This is a genomic window from Pedobacter sp. AJM, from assembly GCF_002197755.1.
Taxonomy (GTDB): Bacteria; Bacteroidota; Bacteroidia; order Sphingobacteriales; family Sphingobacteriaceae; genus Pedobacter.
The window spans coordinates 16,967-40,192 of record NZ_NHOT01000017.1; the positions used below are offsets into that span (position 1 = coordinate 16,967).

The 23,226-nt window shown below is 41.0% G+C and carries 20 protein-coding genes; 14 read left to right on the forward strand and 6 right to left on the reverse strand.

Annotation, left to right across the window (positions count from 1 at the left end):
• Window positions 1-10: 10 nt before the first annotated feature.
• The 5 genes from CBW18_RS20180 to CBW18_RS20200 all read left to right on the forward strand — a co-directional run bounded on the left by CBW18_RS20180 (window position 11) and on the right by CBW18_RS20200 (window position 9,910).
• Window positions 11-1,255, forward strand: a complete 1,245-nt coding sequence (locus tag CBW18_RS20180) for an FAD-binding oxidoreductase (protein WP_088303178.1) — start codon at window positions 11-13, stop codon at window positions 1,253-1,255.
• 164 nt (window positions 1,256-1,419) lie between these two features.
• On the forward strand, window positions 1,420-2,322 hold the full coding sequence (locus tag CBW18_RS20185; RefSeq protein ID WP_088303179.1) for an AraC family transcriptional regulator: 903 nt from the start codon (window positions 1,420-1,422) through the stop codon (window positions 2,320-2,322).
• 213 nt (window positions 2,323-2,535) lie between these two features.
• Window positions 2,536-3,945, forward strand: coding sequence for an APC family permease (locus tag CBW18_RS20190; protein WP_088303180.1), 1,410 nt, complete (start codon window positions 2,536-2,538; stop codon window positions 3,943-3,945).
• Between the two features lie 93 nt (window positions 3,946-4,038).
• A complete protein-coding gene (locus CBW18_RS20195) occupies window positions 4,039-6,324 on the forward strand; it encodes a S9 family peptidase (protein WP_253249102.1) in 2,286 nt (761 codons plus the stop codon).
• A 61-nt stretch (window positions 6,325-6,385) separates the two neighbouring features.
• Window positions 6,386-9,910: a family 43 glycosylhydrolase gene (locus tag CBW18_RS20200; protein ID WP_088303181.1), complete on the forward strand. Its 3,525-nt coding sequence runs from the start codon at window positions 6,386-6,388 to the stop codon at window positions 9,908-9,910.
• A 132-nt stretch (window positions 9,911-10,042) separates the two neighbouring features.
• Here CBW18_RS20200 and CBW18_RS20205 read toward each other — a convergent pair whose 3' ends face one another.
• Window positions 10,043-10,978 carry a glycoside hydrolase gene (locus CBW18_RS20205; protein ID WP_216359276.1) on the reverse strand — a complete coding sequence of 312 codons (936 nt, stop codon included), beginning with the start codon at window positions 10,976-10,978 and terminating at the stop codon, window positions 10,043-10,045.
• Between the two features lie 5 nt (window positions 10,979-10,983).
• Entirely contained in the window at window positions 10,984-12,420 is a 1,437-nt protein-coding gene (locus CBW18_RS20210) for a POT family MFS transporter (protein WP_253249103.1), read from the reverse strand.
• Between the two features lie 167 nt (window positions 12,421-12,587).
• Here CBW18_RS20210 and CBW18_RS20215 point away from each other — a divergent pair, with 167 nt between their 5' ends.
• Together CBW18_RS20215 and CBW18_RS20220 are read left to right on the forward strand one after the other, a co-directional pair.
• The gene (locus tag CBW18_RS20215; RefSeq protein WP_088303226.1) at window positions 12,588-13,985 is read left to right on the forward strand and encodes an aminopeptidase P family protein; all 1,398 of its coding nucleotides are present in this window, start codon (window positions 12,588-12,590) and stop codon (window positions 13,983-13,985) included.
• On the forward strand, window positions 13,985-15,763 hold the full coding sequence (locus CBW18_RS20220; RefSeq protein WP_371567005.1) for an aminopeptidase P family protein: 1,779 nt from the start codon (window positions 13,985-13,987) through the stop codon (window positions 15,761-15,763). The genes CBW18_RS20215 and CBW18_RS20220 overlap by 1 nt, the downstream gene beginning before the upstream one ends.
• A gap of 21 nt (window positions 15,764-15,784) precedes the next feature.
• Here the strand turns inward: CBW18_RS20220 and CBW18_RS20225 are convergent, their stop codons facing one another.
• The 3 genes from CBW18_RS20225 to CBW18_RS20235 form a co-directional block, all read right to left on the reverse strand.
• Window positions 15,785-16,681 (reverse strand): 2-hydroxyacid dehydrogenase, encoded by an 897-nt coding sequence (locus tag CBW18_RS20225; protein WP_371567010.1) that lies wholly within the window; start codon window positions 16,679-16,681, stop codon window positions 15,785-15,787.
• 285 nt (window positions 16,682-16,966) lie between these two features.
• Complete coding sequence (locus tag CBW18_RS20230) at window positions 16,967-17,197, reverse strand: hypothetical protein (protein WP_088303183.1); 231 nt, start codon at window positions 17,195-17,197, stop codon at window positions 16,967-16,969.
• Window positions 17,198-17,267: 70 nt separating this feature from the next.
• On the reverse strand, window positions 17,268-18,386 hold the full coding sequence (locus tag CBW18_RS20235; protein ID WP_088303184.1) for a sensor histidine kinase: 1,119 nt from the start codon (window positions 18,384-18,386) through the stop codon (window positions 17,268-17,270).
• A gap of 11 nt (window positions 18,387-18,397) precedes the next feature.
• On the opposite strand from CBW18_RS20235, the gene CBW18_RS21490 reads away from it, so the two are divergent.
• Window positions 18,398-18,535 carry a hypothetical protein gene (locus tag CBW18_RS21490; RefSeq protein WP_172406588.1) on the forward strand — a complete coding sequence of 46 codons (138 nt, stop codon included), beginning with the start codon at window positions 18,398-18,400 and terminating at the stop codon, window positions 18,533-18,535.
• Here the strand turns inward: CBW18_RS21490 and CBW18_RS20240 are convergent.
• The gene (locus CBW18_RS20240; protein WP_088303185.1) at window positions 18,532-19,257 is read right to left on the reverse strand and encodes a LytTR family DNA-binding domain-containing protein; all 726 of its coding nucleotides are present in this window, start codon (window positions 19,255-19,257) and stop codon (window positions 18,532-18,534) included. The two genes, CBW18_RS21490 and CBW18_RS20240, sit on opposite strands and share 4 nt — an antisense overlap.
• A 284-nt stretch (window positions 19,258-19,541) precedes the next feature.
• Between CBW18_RS20240 and CBW18_RS20245 the strand changes: the two genes are divergently transcribed.
• The 6 genes from CBW18_RS20245 to CBW18_RS21510 all read left to right on the forward strand — a co-directional run bounded on the left by CBW18_RS20245 (window position 19,542) and on the right by CBW18_RS21510 (window position 23,215).
• On the forward strand, window positions 19,542-21,929 hold the full coding sequence (locus CBW18_RS20245) for an outer membrane beta-barrel protein (RefSeq protein WP_172406589.1): 2,388 nt from the start codon (window positions 19,542-19,544) through the stop codon (window positions 21,927-21,929).
• 48 nt (window positions 21,930-21,977) lie between these two features.
• Window positions 21,978-22,151 (forward strand): hypothetical protein, encoded by a 174-nt coding sequence (locus CBW18_RS21495; RefSeq protein WP_167354782.1) that lies wholly within the window; start codon window positions 21,978-21,980, stop codon window positions 22,149-22,151.
• Between the two features lie 54 nt (window positions 22,152-22,205).
• Window positions 22,206-22,376: a hypothetical protein gene (locus CBW18_RS21500; protein ID WP_167354783.1), complete on the forward strand. Its 171-nt coding sequence runs from the start codon at window positions 22,206-22,208 to the stop codon at window positions 22,374-22,376.
• 184 nt (window positions 22,377-22,560) lie between these two features.
• Window positions 22,561-22,731: a hypothetical protein gene (locus CBW18_RS21505; protein WP_167354784.1), complete on the forward strand. Its 171-nt coding sequence runs from the start codon at window positions 22,561-22,563 to the stop codon at window positions 22,729-22,731.
• Window positions 22,732-22,857: 126 nt separating this feature from the next.
• Complete coding sequence (locus CBW18_RS20250) at window positions 22,858-23,046, forward strand: hypothetical protein (protein ID WP_140418726.1); 189 nt, start codon at window positions 22,858-22,860, stop codon at window positions 23,044-23,046.
• 10 nt (window positions 23,047-23,056) lie between these two features.
• Window positions 23,057-23,215, forward strand: coding sequence for a hypothetical protein (locus CBW18_RS21510; protein WP_172406590.1), 159 nt, complete (start codon window positions 23,057-23,059; stop codon window positions 23,213-23,215).
• Window positions 23,216-23,226 lie beyond the last annotated feature (11 nt).

A 23,226-nucleotide genomic window follows, 5' to 3' on the forward strand; every position in this document is an offset into this window, starting at 1 on the left:
TAAAAGTATAATGTCGAAAGTATTAGTTATAGGAGGAGGAATTGTTGGACTCACGTCGGCATATTATCTTCAAAAAAAAGGATTTGAGGTAACTGTTCTGGATAAAGGCGATTTAAGCGATAATTGTTCCTTTGGAAACGCCGGCATGATTGTGCCCAGTCATTTTATTCCATTGGCGGCACCAGGAATGCTCAGCAAGGGTATCCGGTGGATGTTCAATAGTAAAAGTCCTTTTTACGTTCGCCCATCTTTAAATCCAAGCCTCATTGGCTGGGGACTGAAATTTATGAAACATGCAACTGAAAAGCATGTCGCGCAATCTGCAGAACCCCTCAGAGATTTATCCCTTTTAAGCAAAAAACTTTACGAAGATTTATCAAAAGAACCGGGTTTTAACTTTGAACTTACCAATAACGGTATCTTAGCTTTTTATAAAACGGAGCAAGCCGGTGAAGAAGAAGCGCATCTGGCTGATAAAGCCAAAGCACTTGGACTGGATATGGCTGTTTTAAGTACTGCCGAGTGTAAAGCACTACAGCCAGATTTAAATCTTGATGTACTGGGGGCCGTTCATTATCGTTGTGACGCCCACCTCTATCCGGGCAAACTCATGAATGCTTTACTGACTTATTTAAGGGGTAATGGCGTTTCTTTGGTGAGTGGAAAAGAAGTAGATAAGATCGAATCGGCCGGAAATAAAATTACGAAAGTGTTCACTGGTGCCACAGCATGGGAAGCAGATCAATATGTAATTGCTACAGGATCATGGTCTCCGGCTGTAGCCAAAATGGCTGATTTAAAAATTTCCTTAATGCCTGGTAAAGGTTATTCCTTTATGGAACCGGAACCAAAGCAACGCTTAACCATTCCTGCTCTACTATGCGAGGCGAGGGTGGCCATTACGCCCATGAATGGTGGCATTCGATACGGCGGAACGATGGAGCTGGATAGCATTAACAACCGTATAAATATGCAAAGGGTTAAGGGGATTGTAGAATCTGTACCTCAATATTTCCCTGATCTGCATCCGGCACTTCCGGATAAAAAGGACATCTGGTATGGATTCAGACCCTCGTCACCTGATGGATTACCATACATTGGGCGAAGTACACACAGAAAAAATTTAATTATTGCTACGGGTCATGGAATGATGGGCTTGAGTCTTGGACCGGCAACCGGTTTACTGGTCAGCCAGATCATTGCCGAAGAAAAGCTGCAAATGTCAGTAGAGCCGTTTTTAGTAAGCAGATCGTAATCTGTTTAAGCAGGCAATTTAATAATGTAAAATGATAGTGGTTGCGTTGATATTGTGTAGAATATTATCGCATTGTAGCAGGATTTTAACCTAACATGGGTTTTTTTTAATTTTTACAGTTAATATCCTTATCTTCAATCATCAACAAATAACCAACCAACCACATGAAAGTATTGCCATTTACCATGCTTGTGCCTGATGACAAGAGTGTTATTTCTGAGCACATTGAACTACCTTATTTTTATCAATATCTGCACAGGCACGACGAATGGCAGATTACTTACATTGAAAGAGGAGAAGGTACACTGATAGCCGGGAGTGATATGCACGCCTTCAGGCCCGGAGATATTTTTGTCATCGGCGCAAAACTTCCACACCTGTTTAAAAGCAATCCGGAATATTTTCAAAGTAAAAGTGAGCGGTCTGTGGCATCATATTCTGTTTACTTTAATTCAAATGGAAAATTAGGACCACTGTTTTCCCTTCCGGAAATGAAGCTAGCCAATGCTTTCTTAGCCAAAAACAAACATGGTTTTAAGGTGCCTTTTATATATACCGAAGAAATTTTGGCTAAAATGATCGATGTTCAGGAAGCTTCCGGTACCGATCTGTTATTTGCCTTTGTTAAATTAATGGTCACGTTGCAATCTATCGGCGATGATACCATTCCTTTATGTTCTGATTTATATTCGTCAAATGTAAGTGAAAATGAAGGTATGCGTTTAAGCAAAATCATTGGCTACATTACCGAAAATTACAATAGCCAGATTACCCTGGAAGATGTCGCCAATGTTGCGTTTATGACACCACAGGCTTTCTGTCGTTATTTTAAGAAACATACCGGCCATACCTTTGTCTCTTTTTTAAACGAAGTCAGAATTAATGATGCCTGTAAAAGCCTGATTTCCGGAGCGAAAACAGATTGTATTTCTGGCGTAGCTTATAAAGCCGGTTTCAATAGCATCACCAATTTCAACAGGGTATTTAAAAGTATTATAGGCCAATCGCCAAGGGCTTATGTAGACAGCTATAATATGGTAAGCAGGGTGAGCTATATGGGAGCATAGTTGTTTTTGAAAAAGAAACCGTCATCCTGAATCTGATTGGGAACTCATATAAAAATAAAACTGCAAACCCTTTACCATCAATCTTAGGATTTTGGCCAGCGAAATCAAATTACCTCTCCAAACAATACGATTCTTAACATTTCAATCCTAAAACAGTTCTGGTTTTTAACCGGATGGGTGGAGTGTATCCTATTATTAATCTCAAAAAATGCCATGGAACAAGAAAAAAGCCACTTCAAACCCTCATTGAAATTGTTGGATGCCACCATGTTAGTGGCCGGTAGTATGATTGGATCAGGAATTTTTATTGTCAGTGCAGATATTACCCGAAATGTAGGAAGTGCCGGCTGGCTGCTGGTGGTTTGGTTAATTACCGGGTTTATGACGCTTACTGCGGCCTTAAGTTATGGTGAACTGAGTGCAATGTTTCCAAAGGCCGGAGGTCAGTATGTTTATTTAAAGGAAGCCTATAACCCACTCATCAGTTTTTTATATGGATGGAGTTTTTTCACAGTTATACAAACGGCAACCATAGCCGCGGTTGGTGTGGCATTTGCCAAATTTACAGCTTATTTATTGCCTGCATTCAGTGAAGATTTAGTTGCTATAGATTTAGGCTTTTTCACCATTTCTCCTGCTCAATTGCTGGCTATAGGTGTTATCGTACTACTTACTTACGTAAACAGCAGAGGAGTTAATGCCGGGAAAGCTATTCAAACTACCTTTACCGTGGCCAAGTTGCTCAGTCTTTTTGGTCTGATTGTATTTGGTTTATTCTTTTTAGATAAAGGAATCTGGAAAGCAAACTGGGAAAACATGTGGCATTTAGGATCGTTAAATGCTGATGGAATAATCTCGTCATACACAACTCTAGCCGCTTTTGGTGCCATTGCCGCAGCCATGGTCGGGTCAATTTTTAGCAGCGATTCCTGGCACAATGTTACTTTCATTGCAGGTGAAATTAAAAATCCGGCACGCAATATTGGTTTAAGCCTGGCCTTAGGAACCATTATAGTAACTGTACTTTATCTTTTAACCAATGTAATGTACACTGGTGTGTTGAGCTTGCACGATATCGCCTATGCAGATAAAGATCGGGTGGCGGTTTCTGCAGCGAATCATATTTTCGGCACCGCCGGAACCATTACTATCGCAGTGATGATTATGGTTTCTACCTTTGGCTGTAATAATGGCCTGATCATGGCTGGTGCAAGGGTGTATTATTCCATGGGGAAAGATGGTCTGTTCTTTAAGAAAGTGGCCGAACTTAACAAGAACTCGGTTCCAGGCTTTGGCTTATGGATTCAATGTGTTTTTGCCTGCTTGTGGTGTCTCAGTGGGAAATATGGTGATCTGCTTGACATGATTTCATTTGTGGTGGTTGGATTTTATATGCTCACCATCTTTGGGATTTTCATTCTTCGTAAAAAACGTCCGGATGCGGCGCGGCCGTATAAAGCTTTTGGTTACCCGGTTTTGCCTGTTATTTATATTTTGATGGGTTTGGCTTTCTGTATTTTGCTCATCGTATTTAAACCAAAATTTACCTGGCCGGGCTTAATCATTACCCTGATTGGAATTCCGATCTACTATCTGATCAAGCGTCTTTATACCGCTAAATAAATATTAAGTCGGTTAAAATAATCATGTTATGTATTAAAATATAACGGGAAATTCTTTGCCTGTTAAATTATATTTACAGCTTAACCCTGCAAGATGAAAATGAATTTCCTGATCGGAAAAATGGCCTTCGCTTCTTTTTTTTCCTTAACTTCTTTAATTGTTCTGGCACAGCAAAAGCCTTATGCGCCAACTGCAGCAGACATTGTTGAGGCCTACCAAAGGGCCAGTCAACTGGATACCGCCATACGTAATGTTCCAACTAATAACGACATTGTTCCATTCTGGAAAAAGGATGGCACAGCTTTTTGGTATAAGAAAAACCTTCCAAATAAAAACTGGGAATATATTTATGTGGATGTGGCCAGTGGCAGTAGAAAATCTGCTTTCGATGCAGAACAACTTGCACAGAGGCTATCGGCTGTTAGTGGTCAAAAGCAATCGGCCATGCGGTTACCATTTTCAATGCTTTATTTCACTGATCAGCATACCTTAAAGCTGAAATCCCAAAATAAGTGGTATGAGGTAAATCTGGATGATTATAGCATCAAGCCTGCTACTGATACAGCGATTTTTAAATATAATTCAAAAATGCCTTTGCAGCGTAAATATTCGCGTTGGGAGGGAAGCAAAACTGTGCGCCAATCGCCTGACGGAAAAAGTGAAATAGAAGTTCGTGGGGGGAATTTGATCTTAATTGACGTGGCATCGAAAACTGAAACGCCAATAAGTAAGGATGGCACGGCTGATAAACCTTATGGAAATTTTGAGTGGTCGCCGGATGGAAAAACGGTGGTGGCTTATAAAACTGATCCGAAGGAAATTAAGAAAGTCCATTATGTTTTAAGTTCTGTTCCGGGAACCACCAGGGGAGAGTTAAAATCTCGCGAGTATGCGCAACCGGGAGATGATTTTACATCTTACCAGCCCTATATTTTTGATTTGAACACTAAAACTTCAAAGAAAGTGGATGTAGAAGCCACTGATTTTTTTAGTCCGCAGCCATTGCACTGGCGTAATAACCGGTACTATACTTATGAAAAAGCAGATCGGGGGCATCAGCGGTTCAGGGTGATTGAGGTAGATGCATTAACCGGAAAAACAAGAAACATTATTGATGAAAAAACAAAAACATTCATTTACGAGAGTCGGATTTATACCCGTTATCTCCCAAAAACAAATGAAATCCTATATACCAGTGAACAGGATGGCTGGCAGCACCTCTACCTTGTCAATGGCATTTCAGGTAAGCAACACCTTATCACCAAAGGCAATTGGGTAGTGCGTGATGTGGATAGTGTGGATATCATTAAACGCCAGGTTTGGTTTAAAGCCAGCGGTATGAATAAAGGTGAGGATCCCTATTTTATGCATTATTACAGAATTGGTTTCGACGGAAAGGGATTGGTTAACCTCACGCCAGAGGTAGGGAACCACAATGTTAGCTTTTCTCCTGATCGAAAATATTATCTCGATACTTATTCGCAGGTAAACATCCCGCCTGTAACCAAATTGAAGGTTACGGCAAGTACAAAACCGCTACAGGAAATTGAGCATGGTGATGTTACTCCATATTTAAATACGGGTGTAAAATTGCCGGAAGTTTTTGTCAGTAAGGGCCGTGATGGGGTGACCGATATCTGGGGAGTGGTTTGTAAGCCATCCCATATGGACCCCAATAAAACTTATCCCATTATCGAGAATATTTATGCGGGTCCACAGGATAGCTTTGTGCCGAAGAGCTTTTTACCAGCCAGTGAAATGCAAAGCCTGGCAGAATTGGGTTTTATTGTTGTTCAGATTGATGGAATGGGGACAGCCAACCGCTCAAAAGCCTTCCATGATGTTTGCTGGCATAACCTGGCTGATGCAGGTTTCACAGACCGGATTTTATGGATGAAGGCCATGGCGAAAAAATATCCTAACGCCGATATCAATAAAATTGGTGTGTATGGAACGTCTGCCGGTGGACAGAATTCTACCGGTGCGTTACTCTTTCATCCCGAATTTTATAAGGCTGCGGTTTCTGCCTGTGGTTGCCATGATAATCGAATAGATAAACAATGGTGGAACGAACAATGGATGGGTTATCCGGTAGGTGAACATTATGATGCACAATCAAACATTACCAATGCGGCAAAACTTCAGGGCAATTTATTTCTGATTGTTGGCGAAGCCGATGAAAATGTTCCGCCGGAATCTACTTATCGCCTGGCTGATGCTTTGATTAAGGCCAATAAAGATTTTGATATTTTAAGCATTCCAGGGATGGGGCATAGTGATGGTGGCGTTTATGGCCGAAGACGCAAAAGGGATTTCTTTATCAGGCATCTTTTAAAGGCTGAAACACCAAATGTAAACCTGGTTTCATCGGCAAAGTAATGGTCTGTACAGCTGTGTTGGGAGGCAAAGGATGTGTTGGTTTTTACATTAATTGATCATTATGAAAAACATTGTTCTAAACCTTTTGCTGTTATCCATTCTGAGCGGCTCTTTTAGTTTATCTGCTTTGGCACAAGCGCCACAGTTGAAAAAAGGAAATGGGAATCCGATTATTCCAGGTTATTTTGCAGATCCCACGGTAAAGAAAATTGGAGATACTTATTATATCTATGCAACTACAGATGGCAATGGCGGTGGTTTCGGACCCTCGCAAGTCTGGACCTCGAAAGATTTTGTGAACTGGACCCTGCAGGATATGAACTGGCCGACTACCCATCATTACTGGGCACCAGATGCTACTTTAGGTCCTGATGGAAAATATTACCTCTATTATTGCCAGCCCGTAGAAATCTTTGGTGCTTCATCTGCTTCACCAGTGGGGCCGTGGACTCCGCTATTGGCACCAGGCAAACCCATTGTTCCTAACTTTCTGGTGCCTAATGTCATTACACTTGATGGCCAGACTTTTAAAGATGATGATGGGAAATATTACATGTATTGGGGCACCTGGGGCATTTACCCGAACCATGGCTGTGGCGTTGGCTTGCTGAATGCAGACATGAAATCATTTGCAAAACTGGCTCAAATTCCCAATACAGATGCAAAAGATTTTTTCGAGGCACCATTTGTCTTTAAAAGAAAAGGGATTTATTACCTCACTTATTCATCTGGTTATTGTGAAGATGGAACTTACCGGGTGCAATATGCAACGGCAACAAATCCGATGGGGCCTTTCAAATATGCTGCTGAAAACCCAATTTTGGCAACCAATAATGATGGAACGGTGCATGGGCCAGGCCATCAGTCTGTATTACAGCAGGGTGAAGATTTTTATCTGATCTATCACCGGCACAACAATCCGCACAATGATGGTGGTTACCACAGGCAAGTGGCAGCCGATAAAATTATTTTTGACGAAAAGGGAAATATTCTAAAACTGATACCAACACATACGGGGATTGGTTATCTGGCAAAAAATGAAAATCCGCATGATAACCTTGCTTTAGGAAAAACAGTAACCGCATCATCTGTTTACGACCAGGATTTTAAAGCTGAGTATGCGGTGGACGATAACAACGGAACGCTTTGGAAACCAAAAAACAACATTGGACCGGCCTGGTTGCAGATAGACCTGGGCAAGGTCGTGAATGTTAGAAGTGTACATACCAAGTTTGAGTATGCCACCTGGTATTATCAGTATAAAATTGAATATTCTCTTGATGGCAAAACCTGGAAATGGTATGCTGATAAAAGCCGCAATACCCAACATGGAAGTCCGATAATTGATGTTGGAAACGTGAAGGCCAGGTATATACGCAATACCATTCTGCACACCGAATATCCCGGTTTAAACAAGGCTATCTGGAATGTTCAGGTTTTTGATGATGCCTCCTATCGGCCTGTGATGAATACAGCAGTTAAAAAGTGGGAATCTTTACAGCGCTTTGATTCGAGGGGTTTATTAATTGATTTGAATTTTAGCAAGCTCCGTATCGGTTCGGCCATTCAAAATATTCCAAATCCTGGGAAATCAGGCGGTACATTTTCTGCTTTAGGAACAGCGAAACCAATAGTTACGATGATAGATGGAAAGAAGGCCTTGCTGTTTTCTGGAAAAGAACGTTTATCTTCTTCAATTTTGGCCCCGCCATCTTTGCTGGGCAACAGCAGCTACACTGTAAGTATGTGGGTACTTAATCCGGAAATTGAAAAAGAAGAAACACTGGTTTCCTGGACAGATAGAAGCGGTGATGATCTTACAAATGTTTCTGTAGGTTATGGCTCCGGTAAAAATTCTGGTGCAGCGGTTCATTTGGGTTGGGCAGATTTAGGCTACAAAGTTGTTCCTCAAGCAAATCAATGGCACCACATGGTAATGGTTTTTGATGGAACAATGGAGCGTATTTATGTGGATGGGAAACTGGATCGGGCTGCGCGAAGAATGCTTTTTATTAAAAAATTATCACACTTTCTGGTTGGTGGGAATGAAGATGGAACTGCAGGATTTTCCGGAGCCCTCGCAGCACTGAAAGTTTATGATAAGCCCTTAAGTTTTGAAGAAATAGCAACAGCTTATGCCAAAGGAACCGATAATCATGCAGTGGTGTATGCAGATGCGAAGAACCTTGATTATGGAAAGCTGAAGAAATGGAAAAACCATGGGACGGCTTTAGGTGAACTGTACACCAAAGGCCTTTTGGAGGTAAAAGATGTGGCCGGGAAAGTTTCAGTTGTATTACATGACGGCGCACAGCTGCATTTGCCGGACGAAAGTACCAAAGCAGTGAATTTTACCAAACCATTCAGTGCTGTTTTTTCTATGATGTCAGCCAGCGGTTCGAAAGCCAGTTTTTATTTTGGAGCCGGAAAAAAGATGGCCATTTTAGGCAATGGTAAATGGCAGCAAATCATCTTCAACTATTTACATGGAAAGTTTCAGGTTTTTGTCAACGGGAAACTCAATGCCCGTTTAGCTGAAGCAAATATACAGAACAACCAGCAGCTGTTGCTGGAAACATCAGGCGGTCAGACAGCAATATCTTCCTTTTTCATTTATGATAAAGGTTTAGATGAGCTTTCCAGAAGAAACGCGTTCAACTTTTGGAAGCAAAGGCAAAGTGTCAGGAATTTAAAGGCAAGCTTTGCTTCAACTCCTGCGTTGGTTACACCTAATATGGTATACATGGTAGCTGACCGGCCGGAATTGCCCGGTAGTGTTTTTCAATATCTCTTCACCAATGTAGATCATGGTGTGGCCAAGTGGAATGATACTGCCGCCTTTATTGATTTTTCCGTGAAGCCGGAGCATAGTTATCAATATATGCTGAAGGTGAAAGATAATTTTGGAAATGTAACGGAACCTTCGTCCACCCTTACTGTAAAAACTGATTCCTCGCTATTGATCACTAAAAGGCAGAATGGAAATGCTCAATCAATTCCGGGATCAAAAGAAGGATTAACCGGGACATCATGGGATGGTTTCGTGGGATCAGCAGATACGCTTGTTCAGCAGGATGGTGTGTTAAAAATGATCTCCCATAACACCGCCTGGGATGGCTCGGGTAATTCAGGCCCGTTTGCATATCTTAATTTAAAAGGAGATTTTGTTGCCGAAGTGAAACTTTCAGGTCTCATTGGGCTTGCTAAAAAGAAAGCCTATGGTGCGAACGAGGCAGGAATCATGGTGAAACTACCGGAGACGAATCATAAACTTATTCAAAATGGTATTATGCCCGGTTGGGGCATTGGCAATATCGTCACTGATCTGAGTACGAAAGGGCGGAGGCAGTTCAATAATCTTTCAGGATGGGATTTTTACAGCTATCTGCAAATCCAGCGGATTGGGAATACGTTTTTTATGCGGGGAAGCAGTGATGGAAGGAACTGGATAAATCTTCCCGGAAGCCCTGTTAAACGTGATGATCTGGCGGCTGAGGTTTTGGAAGTTGGGGTTTATCATGCAACTTATGGTGATATTGCTGGCTATGGTGCTTTTAAAGGGTTTAAGGTTTTTCAGAAGAAGTAAATTTGAAATGAGACTTTTAGTCGTCATTGCGAAGAAAGGCTTTTTCAGCCGACGAAGCAATCTATTTTGCAAGAGAGATTGCTGAATGCCCCCGCACATATGCCATTTGTGTAACTTGCTCAAAGTTATCACTCAATGCTTCACTGTCGGGCCGCCAAAAGGAATGTTCCTACCATAATAAACGTCTGCAGGAATATGATGCCCGGCATATACCTGTGAAAGAATATGATACAGTGTTGGGTCATATGCCTTCAAATCATCAGGGGTTTGCACCCTGACTTTTCCATCGTTAAACTCATAATTCGACCAAAACCACCATTGACTACCCTCTGCCCAATACTCTGCAACGGTATTAATGGCATACTGGTCTTTATACATGCCCTTTTTCCTTGCGGCTTGGTAGGCCACATCAATTTGCTTGTAAAGCTCCGGATCGGCTTTCCGCAAGGCCGACATGACATTGTGGCTCCACTCATGCACCATAATATTTTCGCCATAATACTTTGTTCCGGGGAAACCCAAAAGATTTTCTTCCGCGCAGGAAGTTTGAATCCCACCCATCCCGCGGGCACGCTGATTCCAGTAACCCTTGTCCGTTAAGCTTGCTATTCCACCGGGTTTGTTATAGTTTTCTTTTTCTGTTGGGGTAAGGCGCCCGTCGGTAAGTGCCGGTTTTTTCCAGTTGCTGTATTCAGGCAGATCAGTTTGCATTTCAGACCAGGCCATGATAGACAGGCGGGCTTTCATACTGATCATTGCACTGCGGATATCCGGCCTTTTTACCAGCATATAATTGATGATATCCCGGGCTACTAACAATGCCGCATCAGAAACCTTAGCCGATGAAACCACAGGAATCCCAAAGGCATCTGTATATTTTTCATAAAATTTTGGATAGCCCAGTGAATCTGGCGGACGCGTAATCAACAGTTGCTCCAGGTTCGACGCTAGCGGTTTTACATCACTTTTTTGCTCCTGCGCATTGGTGCTTAAGGTAAAAAGAAGTCCTGCGACGGTGAAAATTGCATAGGAGATGCATCTTTGTTTTTTACATAATTGAACAATCATATTTGCTAATTTAATTCAGGTTGAATAACTGGTATAACTTCGGTTTCCTGTCTTTCTTTAATCCTCGGCGAAACAAAGAAATACACCACAATAAAGATCCCGAGCAGGCCGATGAAAAACCAGTAATAATCTGCACCCTTAAACTGGGCAAAAAAACCACCGCTTGAGATGCTTCGGTTTACCAAAGCAGTGAAGAGATTTCCAAGGGCGGTGGTAAGTAACCAGATGGCAATCATGGTGCTTTTCATTGAATTACTGGCTTGTGTATAGGCATATTCTAATCCGGTAATAGAAACCAGAACCTCTGCCGCTGCTAGAACGGCATAAGCCAGAATCTGCCATACAATGGATGGACTTGCCCCTTTATCAATGCTGGTTTGGATCAATGCAATAATGGTAAAAGATACCGCCAAAAGCACTAAGCCGGCACCTATTCTCCTAAGCGGTGTTGTTTTTAACCCTTTTTTATCCAGAAATGGATAGAGCCAGTAATTAAATATGGGAATAAATAACAGCAGGAAAAATGGATTCACAGTTTGAATTTGTTCAGGAAGGAATTGAATACCGAGAATATGCCGGTCCATTTTAGTGGCCTGCAACACCCACTCCGACAAATTCTGATCCCACAGTGCCCAGAAAATCGGGATAAAAGCAAATGCCGCCAGTACATTATAAACCGTTTTGACATCTTCCACTTTCTGATGGTCGAATTTTTCTTTCGCTACATCCAGTAACGATTGTTTTTTCTTTTTTGACCGCCAGTTGATTAGCGCGTATACAGAGATGAACACAAAATTGTTTTTATTGACACCGGATGGCGGAACATTGACGTAAGTTTTTCTGCCCAGAAAGAAAATTACCGTGGCTAAAGCCATTAAAATTCCGGGGATTCCGAATGCCCATTTGGCACCATAACGGTCATAAACTAATGGGATGAGGATGGTGGACAATACAGATCCGGCGTTAATGCTAAAATAAAACCAACCATAAACTTTCGACATCAGGTGTTTGTTGCTTGCCGTAAACTGATCTCCAAGATTCGCCGAAACGCAAGATTTAATGCCTCCGGCACCAATGGCAATTAAAATTAAGCCATATTTAAATTTCTCCAGGTCGTGATCAAATAAAGCCAGACACAAATGCCCGATGCAGTACACCACGGATACATAGATAATTACCTTGTATTTCCCAAAGAACCAATCGGCCACCAGGCCGCCCACGAAGGGAAGTGCATAAGCCAGTGATACAAAAAAATGTGTGGTTTCATTGGCTTTGGCTTCTGCTGTAGCCTGCAAGGCCGCATTCATGGTAGGGTTAAAGAAATGGAACACCAGAAAGGTGGCCAGGATGGACCGCATGCCATAAAAGCTAAAGCGTTCAGCACCCTCATTGGCAATGATGTACCCAATACTTTTGGGGTAACTGCTTTTTTTCGATTCCATTTTATCCATATGCTAATTTGGTGTAAATCTGCCGGGCTATCTTTACTGATTTTCACCCTATAGTGCATGATCTTATCCTGTTTAAGATTGTGACGTAAATGAGCAAGCATTATTTATTGCTTTTGCTATTTTTGATTAAATTTTTGATCCACCAGAAAATAAAGCAAATGTTCCAAACAAGTGTTTATGTAGAAAGAAGAGCCGCATTGGCTCAAAGATTAAAATCTGGCTTACTTCTTTTTTTTGGAAATGAAGAAAGTCCGATGAACTATGCTGATAATGCCTATAGCTTTAGGCAAGACAGCACATTTTTATACTATTTCGGAATTGCGCACCCGGGCTTGGTGGCCATGATTGATATAGACGAAAACCAGGAAATGATTTTCGGAAATGAAATGGGCATTGATGATATCGTATGGATGGGCAGACAGGAGACTATTCAGGAAAAAGCAAATCTTGCGGGGATCTCCAAAGTACTTCCATCGGCTGAACTGTCTGATCATATCCGCAAGGCAGTTTCCTTAAAAAGAACAATTCACTATTTATCACCTTACCGGGCAGAAAATAAAATTAAGCTGGCTGATTTATTAAGCCTCAATGTGAATCAGTTAAAGCCATCGGCATCATTACCATTTATTCAAGCTGTTGCGGCACAACGGTCCATCAAATCAGCTGTAGAAATTACCGAAATAGAGCAAGCGGTTAACCATAGCATTGATATGCACTTGCTGGCCATGCAAAAAACCAGGCCTGGCCTGAAAGAAGAAGAGATTACCGCATTGATTCATGGCGAAGCACTGCGAACCGGTGGCAATATTGCCTATCCGATTATTTTAACCGTTCATGGCGAAATTCTGCACAATCATTTTCACGGAAATGTAATGCAGGATGGACAGCTGGTGTTGAATGATTCAGGAATGGAAACAGCAATGGGTTATTGTGGCGATTTAACCAGGACCTTTCCGGTAGGTAAAAAATTCGATAACAGGCAACGTGAGGTGTATGCTATTGTTCAGGCTGCACTTCAAAGTGCTGAAGCAGAATCAAAACCACATACAAAATATATTGATGTGCATTACGCGGCTTGTAAAAGTTTGGCTGAAGGCATGAAAGCAATGGGATTAATGAAAGGTGATATGGACGAAGCGGTTGCTGCCGGTGCCCACGCCCTGTTTTTTCAGTGTGGTACGGGCCATATGATGGGACTGGATGTTCATGATATGGAAGATCTGGGTGAAGAATATGTGGGCTATGACGATACTTTAAAGAAAGAAAAAGAACTGTTTGGACTTAAATCTTTAAGGTTAGGACGTGCTTTGGAGCCCGGTTATGTATTTACTATCGAGCCCGGAATTTACATGATTCCCGAATTGATCGATTTATGGAAAGCTGACCGGAGATTTGAATCCTTTATCAATTATGCCGAAGTAGAAAAGTTTAAAGATTTTAGTGGTATCCGTTTGGAGAATAATTATGCCATGACCACCGAAGGCCTCCGGTTATTGGGTAAACCTTTAGCGATCGAAATCAGCGAAGTAGAAGAAATCAGAAACAACGCTTATTAATGGATATGACCCATCAGGAAAAATTAAATGCCTTCCGGGAAAAAATGAAGGAAGCGGGCGTAGATGCCTATATCATTCCTTCTTCTGATCCGCACATGAGTGAATACGTTCCCGATCGCTATAAGTGCATTCAGTTTGCTTCAGGTTTTAGCGGTTCTGCCGGAACATTGGTAATTACGCCTGATTTTGCCGGGCTTTGGGCAGATTTCCGTTATTTCGAACAAGCGACACAGCAATTAGCAGGAAGCGGATATGAGCTGGTCAGGTTAAAGGTTCAGCATACGCCGGAGTATATCGCCTGGTTAGGTGAAAAACTGGCTGAAGAATCTGTTGTGGCATTTGATTATCAACTGATGTCGATGGTTTTAGGTGAAGAAATTAAAACTGCCCTGGCTACTCATCACATTAATATCAGGCATTTAGATTTAATGGCTGAAATTTGGCAGAGCCGGCCAGCATTGCCAACAGCTCCTGCTGTTTTATTGCCTGAAAAAGATTGCGGGCAAACCTTCAACAGCAAACTTTCTGCACTTCGGGTTGCCTTGACAGAACATCAGGCGAATGTTCATGTGATCTCCAGTTTGGATGATCTCGCCTGGCTTTTTAACATCAGGGGAAATGATGTCAGTTATAATCCGGTGGTACTTTGTTATGCGTTAATTACCATAAACGAAGTGACATTATATCTTAATCATCAAAAATTATCTCCTGCTGATGCGAATTTATTAGCAGAAAGAGGCGTGAAGCTGAAGGAATATCACGAAATCAACGCTGATATTCAGCAGCTGGAAAATGGTAGGATTTTGCTGGATGGTAAAAGAACTTCCTATCAGTTTTTAAAGCAGTTATCCTCAACAGTACAGGTAGTCAGGGAAACCAATCCGGTGGTCGGGTTTAAGGCTATTAAAAATGCGGTTGAAATAGCGCATATACGGGCGGCGATGGTGAGTGATGGTGTGGCACTTACCCGTTTTTTTAAATGGCTGGAAGAAAACCTTGGCAAGATCAGGATAACGGAATGGTCTGCATCGCAGAAAATTAAAGCATTTCGTGAGCGGGGTAAAAATTTTGCAGGCATCAGCTTCGCTTCCATTGCAGGTTACGGACCACATGCCGCATTGCCACATTACGCTCCTGATGAAATTAACCATCTTGAATTGCTTCCTCAGGGACTTTTCCTGTTAGATTCCGGCGGGCATTATTTCTACGGCACAACTGACATTACCAGAACAGTTCCCTTAGGCGAAACAACCGATGAGGAGAAAAGGGATTACACGCTGGTACTTTCTGCACTGATTTTTGGTACTGCGGCTAAATTTCCTAAAGGTACCCGTGGATATCAGCTTGATGGAATTTGCCGCCAGCAGTTGTGGCAGCAAGGCATTAATTATGGCCATGGCACAGGTCATGGCGTGGGTTATTACCTGAATGTTCATGAAGGGCCGCAAAATATTGGCCCGTCAAATGCTGCGGTAGCAATAGATCCGGGTATGCTTACTTCCATAGAACCCGGAATTTACCGGCCGGGCAAACATGGGGTGCGGATTGAAAACCTTGTGCTCACCGTTACTGGTGAAACCACTTTTTTTGGTGAATTTCTTCAGTTTGAAACGGTAACACTGGCTTATATTGATACTTCGATGATCCAGAAAGAATGGTTACTTCCCGAACAAATTAAATGGCTCAATGCATATAATCAACTGGTTTATGACCGGTTGAAGCAGGAATTAACTGACGAGGAAGCCTCATGGCTGGCAGAAAAATGTAAGGCGATTTAATTTCAATTTGTTCTTATTCCGTTATGGCTTAATTTCATTCGGCATTACAGCGCTTGTAGTGAAAGCATCGGCGTTAGCAAAAGTAATCTCTGCAATTTGCTGCATGGCCTCACGCGTAAAAAATCCATGATGGGAAGTGACCAAAACATTTGGAAACGACATCAGGCGAGTGATCTGATCATCTTGAATAACTTCGTTAGATAGGTCATGAAAAAACAAGGCTGATTCCTGTTCATATACCTCAAGCCCTAAATAACCAAGCTGACCAGATTTTAATGCCTGAATTACATCAGCAGTATTTATAAGTCCACGTCTGCTGGTGTTGATCAGCATGGCACCTTTTTTGAAAAATTTTAAAGTCTGCTCATTAATCATGTGAAACGATTGATCTGATAATGGGCAATGCAGAGAAATAATTTCAGCATCACAAAGGGTGTCTTTCAAATTCGCATAAACCAATCCTTCTGAAACTAAGGTTTCATCCGGATAAGGATCAAATGCGGTAACTTTACAGCCAAAGCCTTTCAGTATTTTATACAAGGCTTTTCCAATATTTCCGGTGCCAATGAGTGCAACTTTACAACCGTTTAAATTAAAACCCATTAAAGATTCCAGTGAGAAATTGCCATTCCTAATCCGGTTATAGGCTTTATTGGTTTTGCGGTTTAAGGTAAGCATCATGGCTACGGTATGTTCTGCCACTGCTTCAGGAGAATACGCAGGGACCCTTAAAATTTTAATACCCAATTCTTCGGCAGCCTCAAGATCAATATTGTTAAATCCGGCACAGCGTAAAAGGATCAGTTTTACACCATTGTCTTTTAGTTTTTCTAAAACTTCGTAGTAGTCTGCCTTGTCGTTTACAAATAAGCATACCGCATCAAAATCTTTAGTTATAATTACACTTAATAAGCTCAGCGAATGTTCAAAAAAAAGATTTTATGCCCCGTGTTAAATTTCGCTAAAAATTCCTGATCATAGGAACAGGTACTAAAAACAGCAATTTTCATATCTGATTGGGATTTTAGGTAAGGTAACGATAATAAGTTTTCCAATAGCTTTTATCTTAAATGCTATTTGTTGATTTACTTATCAGTTGAGTTTCACTGAGCGAGATTAAAAAGTAGAATATGTAAATTAAAAACCACCCCGCCCTGCGGGCACCCCTCCTTTGAAAAAAGAAGGGGAGTAGCGAATAACCTATCAATTAATTTGAATCCTTTGTTTAAAGTAGTATGCCAAGGCATCGCAATCGGCCAGCCAGTCATAAACCATTTTATAGATATTGGTCATTTCGGCTGAAAAGTTAAGCGTAGTACCTTCATAACTCTCTTCCTGAAAGATGTAGGCATTTAATTGATAATATAAAAAAGGGCTTGATAGTTTAACTATAAATTCGCCACGATGTAAATGAGCAGAACAATAGTCTTTCAAAATTAATTTACACTCCTGGCGCCGGAACTGAATTAATGGAAGTTGACCTCTGGAATCAAAGCCTTTTGCTTTAAGAAACTACAGGAAATGAGACATATACCTCAAACCATTTTTGATCGATTGTTTCAGCACTAAAAGTATGTTCACCGGGATAAATACTCTGTAATCTGGAGGAAATATTATCCAGACCTTTTTTAGTGCTCACCATCAAAGCTGAACGCGTGGCACTCAAGTTTCTGGTGCGGTAATGGATTATGTTTTGGTTTACACCAACTTCGATTAAAGCCTCATTGCTTTCTGCACTCAAATCACCGTGTTTAAACACATTTTCTACCAAAGTCAGTAAAATCAATGGTAAAGTCCTGGTTTGTGGATCGAAACCTGAAATTTTAAAATTAATTTTAAGCTTATCGGCAAAACGCATCTGATTCAGCCGGATGATATTTTCAGCTTGCTTGGTCTCTGCTAAAAGTAAACCATGTGCATCCATATTTTTATCCAAAGCAAAGCTCATGATTTCAGATAAACGTAAAATGGCCTCCTCGGCAAGTGTCGCATCGTTTCGCGCTGCGTACTTCACAAAATTAAGGGTGTTGAAAAATAAATGCGGATTAATCTGTGAACGCAGAAAATCCCGCTCCAAAGTAACTAGCCTGAGTTGCAGCCGCTCAATTTCCACTGCCTTCCTCATTTCATCATTGTTTCGTTTGAGAAATGTTAATAGGAAATAATATCCGCTGCCAAAAATAATAAATAGGGTTGCCCTATAAAAAGAACCTACATAATATATCCAGCTCAGCTGATCCGGACTCTGTTGCCCGCGAAGGAGATTCAAGATATGACTAAAAAGAATCGTCAGTAGGAAATAAATTCCAATCTCAAGAAACAGCAAAAAAACGAAATACCATATCCGCATTACGTTTGGAAGGAAGTTAGGCATTACGAAAATTGCATGCGTATAAAACAAAGAGATGTTTAATGCATAAAATAAAATATAATAATAAACGCTACTGAATTGGCCTTTCATTAAAGCAGCTAGTATAATCTCATAAGAAATATATACTCCCCAACAGATGAGATGCGTATTTATAATCTTTTTGTCTTCCATTTCAATTTTCATATAATAAATGGGTCTGTTGCTATAATAAATCTGCACCGAACGTCGATCAAAAATATAATTGGTATTCATCTTAAAAAATTATGAATACACAGAAAATTACCAAATTAAAAAAAAGAACAGCATTCTTTTTCCGCTCCAACAGCAAAGTTAAATCTAAAGAAACAGATCCGACAACAAATACATTAACAAGTGTAACAGTAACAGATATCTGGATTTAACCGGGGTTAATCAAATGACGTTTCAGGAGGGCGTAAAAGTCGCTCCTGAACGTTTCCCCAACAGTAAAATCAGGTGCATCGTGAAGCTTCAATACATTTCCTTCCACTTTTTCCAGATAACGCATGGAAATGATCACCGAGCGTGATATCCTGATGAATCCTCTCTTCTGTCCGAGTATTTCCTCCACATCTTTCAAGCTCACATAGGTAATAAAAAACTCTTTGGTCGTATGGATTTTCACATAATTGAGTAAAGCTTCGATATATACAATCTGACTGATCTCAATTTTAGCAAAACTGTTTTTATTGGAACCCTTTGCCAGAATATAGCCATCCTCTATTTCGGGTAGTTCTTTATGGCTGATCTTTTTTCTTAAATCATCAATCTTTTCCATCAATATGGCATGGCTCAGGGGTTTAAGCAGGTAGCCTGCGGCGTTAACACCAAAAGCCTCCAGTGCATATTCCCGGTAAGCGGTCACATAAACTAGAAATTCACATTTCCCACCCAGGATTTTTCCTGCATCCAGACCATTGATCTCTGGCATACTGATATCGCAGAATATAATATCGACTTTTCCGAAATCATCCAGAAATTCGATAGCTGATGTGACATCATTAAACGTCTTTTTATTTTCGATCCCAGGAGTACGGTTTATCAATAACTCCAATTCCTCAGCTGCGTGAGGCTCATCGTCAATCACAAGACTCGTCAATTTCATATCACTTGATTTTAGCGTTATCCAATAATATGTTTTTTTTAGCTAAAAACACAGACAAATCTATAATTCATATCGAAAATCGCCGGGTTGATATAATAGTTGCCGCCCTTGCTATAATAAAAGTCTGCTCAGGAATAAGGTTCCATAAATTAGTGTAACTGATCATGAGGATACTAACTGCGCACATATTATTAAGCACTAATTCGGCAAACCTGAATCATCAAGGCTCACGCCTAAAATGTTTAGGTATCACTAAGGCTACATTATTAACGCTGTTTGCGGGGATGATGCTTGTCTTATGCCCAAGGCTCATCCTCGCGCAAAGTATAAAAGGAAAGTTAATCTCCCCAACCTACTCCGGTATAGCCGGGGCAGAGATCGGGTTGACCTCCCGTGGCCACAACAGTACTTACCGGATTGCATTGAGTGAGGATAGCGGTGACTTTGAAATCAGTTTGAAAGGAATTAACATTCAGGATAGCCTGCAATACCAGCTTTGGATCCATGCCGTCGGATTTGAAGAACTAATACTGGATCTCAACAATAATCAACTTAAGCAAGGTATGCAACTAAAACCAGTTCTACTTTTGGCTGAAGCGAAGAACCTTGCTGAAGTATCTGTGGTGGCTAGGAAGAAAATGCTTAGTAGGCAAATTGACCGGTGGGTATTGGAACCATACAAAAACCCTAATGCTGCCGGTATGAATGCTTTTGAGAGTTTTAGGCTGCTTCCTGGTGTGAATGCATTGGATGAGAAAATCTCTGTGAATGGAAAATCTGGCGTTAAATACCTTATCAATGGCAGGCCAACTATTATGTCGAGTGTAAATATCATCGATTTTTTAAAGGGCCTGAAACCTGAGCAGATTGAAAAAATAGAACTACTCACTACCCCGCCGGCGAAATATTCAGCCGAAGGGACAGCTGCCATCATCAACATCGAACTAAAGAAAAATGTACTCAACGGTTTTTCCGGTAAGCTTTCTAGTCAATATGAACAAGGAAAATATGCCTCAAATCGCAATGCTGCTACCTTAGGCTATAAAACCTTAGGCTTTGAAGCAACAAGCTACCTCAATGGTAATTTTACCAATTCCCTGTCGGATGGAAAGGAAAACCGTGTGTATAACAATATCGGGGCAAGCGATACCAAACTTGATGCTGATTATTTTGAAAGGCATAAAGGAAGAACACTTTCTTATTTCCAGTCACTGGCTTTTAATCTGAATAAATCCAGTAACCTGAATGTTGATTACTTGTTAAGTTATGACCGGGACATTGAACCTGTGATTTCGAGAGCAGACCTTAATGCCGGTGCCTCGGCCTATACCCTGACCAATAACGATACCAAAACGAAATCCTTTACCTATGGATTAACGGGTACCTATAGCGCTGATCTTGATACTTTGAAAAAAAACAAGCTCGAGCTCAGCGCTTCCCTTTTTTCTAACCATAACCCAAGGCACTCATTGGTGAATAACAAGTTTTTTCTACAAAACGGGACTCCCTCTCAAAACGAGGAATTTAATGACATCACCAATAATTTCAAGGGAAGGTTGATCGGGCTTTCCGCTGATTATTCCAATCAGTCCAAAAAGGGTCAGAACCTGGAAGCAGGCCTTAAATATTCAAGATTAGAAAACCGGTCGAACTTTGGCTTTATCTCTAATAACATGGCTGATCAGTCCAATGACTTCCGGTATGGCGAAGATAATTTTGCAGCGTACTTAAGTTATGCCTTCAAATGGAAGAAAGTGGAATTTAAACTTGGTCTCCGGGGAGAACTTACGCATTATGATGGGGCAGACCCCCTGGAAAATGTTGCGCTGGATTCCACCTACTTCAAGCTTTTCCCAACTGCATACTTGAGCTTGCCCATCTCTGAAAATATCGGCTTATCGGCAAATTACAGCAAACGTATTCTTAGGCCTGATTTCAGGGATTTAAATCCTTTCAGGTATTATTTTGATCCATATAGTTATACAGAAGGTAATCCATTTCTGCGTCCCTATTTCATTGATAATATAGAGACTGAACTGAGTTTCTGGGATTCTTTTTATCTGACCATGGGCTACAGCTTCGGAAGCAATGTCATCACCGATTTGACCAGGAGGAATGACTCCGATCTGGCAGTAATTGCATTCAAAGGAAATCTTGCCCGCGAGCGTAACCTATATGCCAATTTAAGCGGCCAGAGCGATTTTTCGAAATGGTGGAATATGAGTTGGTCAGTAAACTTTAACAGGAATATTTTCCAGGGAGATTATGCACAGTACCGGATCGACAATAAAATTTCATCCTGGAGCCTGAATCTGTACAATAATTTTACCCTGAGTAAAAGTTTCACATTCAGCCTTGGTGGCTGGCTCAATGGGCCTTCTTCTACGGGAATAGACCGGTACCAGACCATGGGCAGGTTGAATGCATCTTTCCAGAAAAAATACAAAGCTTTTGCTTTCCAGTTTGGCATCAACGACATTTTCAATACCCAGCGCGAGCGGGTATCTACAACGCTTAGTAACCAATATATATTCTTGGATCAGCGGCATGACTACAGCAGGGGATGGCTCAGGATCGTGTGGAGCTTTGATAACAATAAGAAATGGATATCCAATAATAAAAACAGGACCAAGAAAAACTTCGATGATGATGAATCCCGGATACGGAATTAATCTTTTAGAAGCGTTAATTAATTATTTATTCACCAAAATTTTCAAAAAATGAAAAAACAAAATTTAGAGAAACTGGCAGCTTTCTCAATCAAAAATGGCGCAGCTCTGCGTTCTATTGTAGGCGGACTTCAGGTGCCAGCCGAGTCCTCCACAGATTCAAAGAAAAAAGATGTTGATTCTGAAAAACAGGATACAGCTTCAAACGACCACTACGACTCATAATCCTGGACTGTAAACGTAAAATTAAAAACGTTCAATCTCAAACCTGAAAAGAACATGAAAAAGTCAAAGTTTGAAAAACTTGCCCCATTCATTATGAGGAGCAGCCAAATGCTGAGTTCACTTACTGGAGGTCTTGCGGCCATTGCTGAATCAAGCGTGGATACCAAGAAAAAAGACGTTGATTCGGAAAAACAGGATACAGCATCGAATGACCACTACGATTAAGCCTGAAAGAAGGCTGGAGAAGCTAAACAGTTTCAAAATCCTTAACCATGGGCTTATAGCCAGGATCCAAGGAGGCCTGATTGAAGCACCTGTCACAGCGACCACTGACACCTCCAAAAAAGATGTCGATTCGACCAGCCAGGACTCTCCAAAAAAATGATTAATCACCTAAAATTTCAAGAAAATGAAACAACCAAAATTTGAAAAACTAAACCAATACCTCATCAATAACAATGAGATGTTAAAATCTGTAGTTGGTGGAATTACCGCTCCGGTAGAATCAACTGTGGATAGTAAGAAAAAAGATGTGGATTCTACAAGTCAGGATACAGCTTCCAACGATCATTACGATTAAACCAGTTTACTACCAGCCCTTATGGAACTAAGGACTGGTAATTTTCTGTAAGAGGGCCGGACTACATTCCGGTCACTCTTGATTAGTATAAATCTTTAACGCTAAATGCCGATTGGCAAAAATGACATGAAAAAACTCGAAAAATTGGAAGACTTCCGCCTTTCATTACAAAACTGCGGAAAAATCAAAGGCGGACTTGACAGTCTTTTGATCGATTCTGAAAAAAAGGACCACGGGGACGGAGATACCATCTCTTCTGAAAAGAAAGATGTGGATACCGTTTCTCAAGATACTTATTGGAGGGATTACGAATAAAATACACCTTATGAAAAAACTTGAAAAACTCACAGCCTTCATTATGGATAGTGAAGCCTGCAAAAACGTCTACGGCGGTCATAACGACAAGAAAAAGAAAAAAAAGAAAGGTGCAGTATCTTCTGATAAAACAGATACCACAAAAGGCGACCATTTCAAAAAGAATTAACCAGTTTAAAA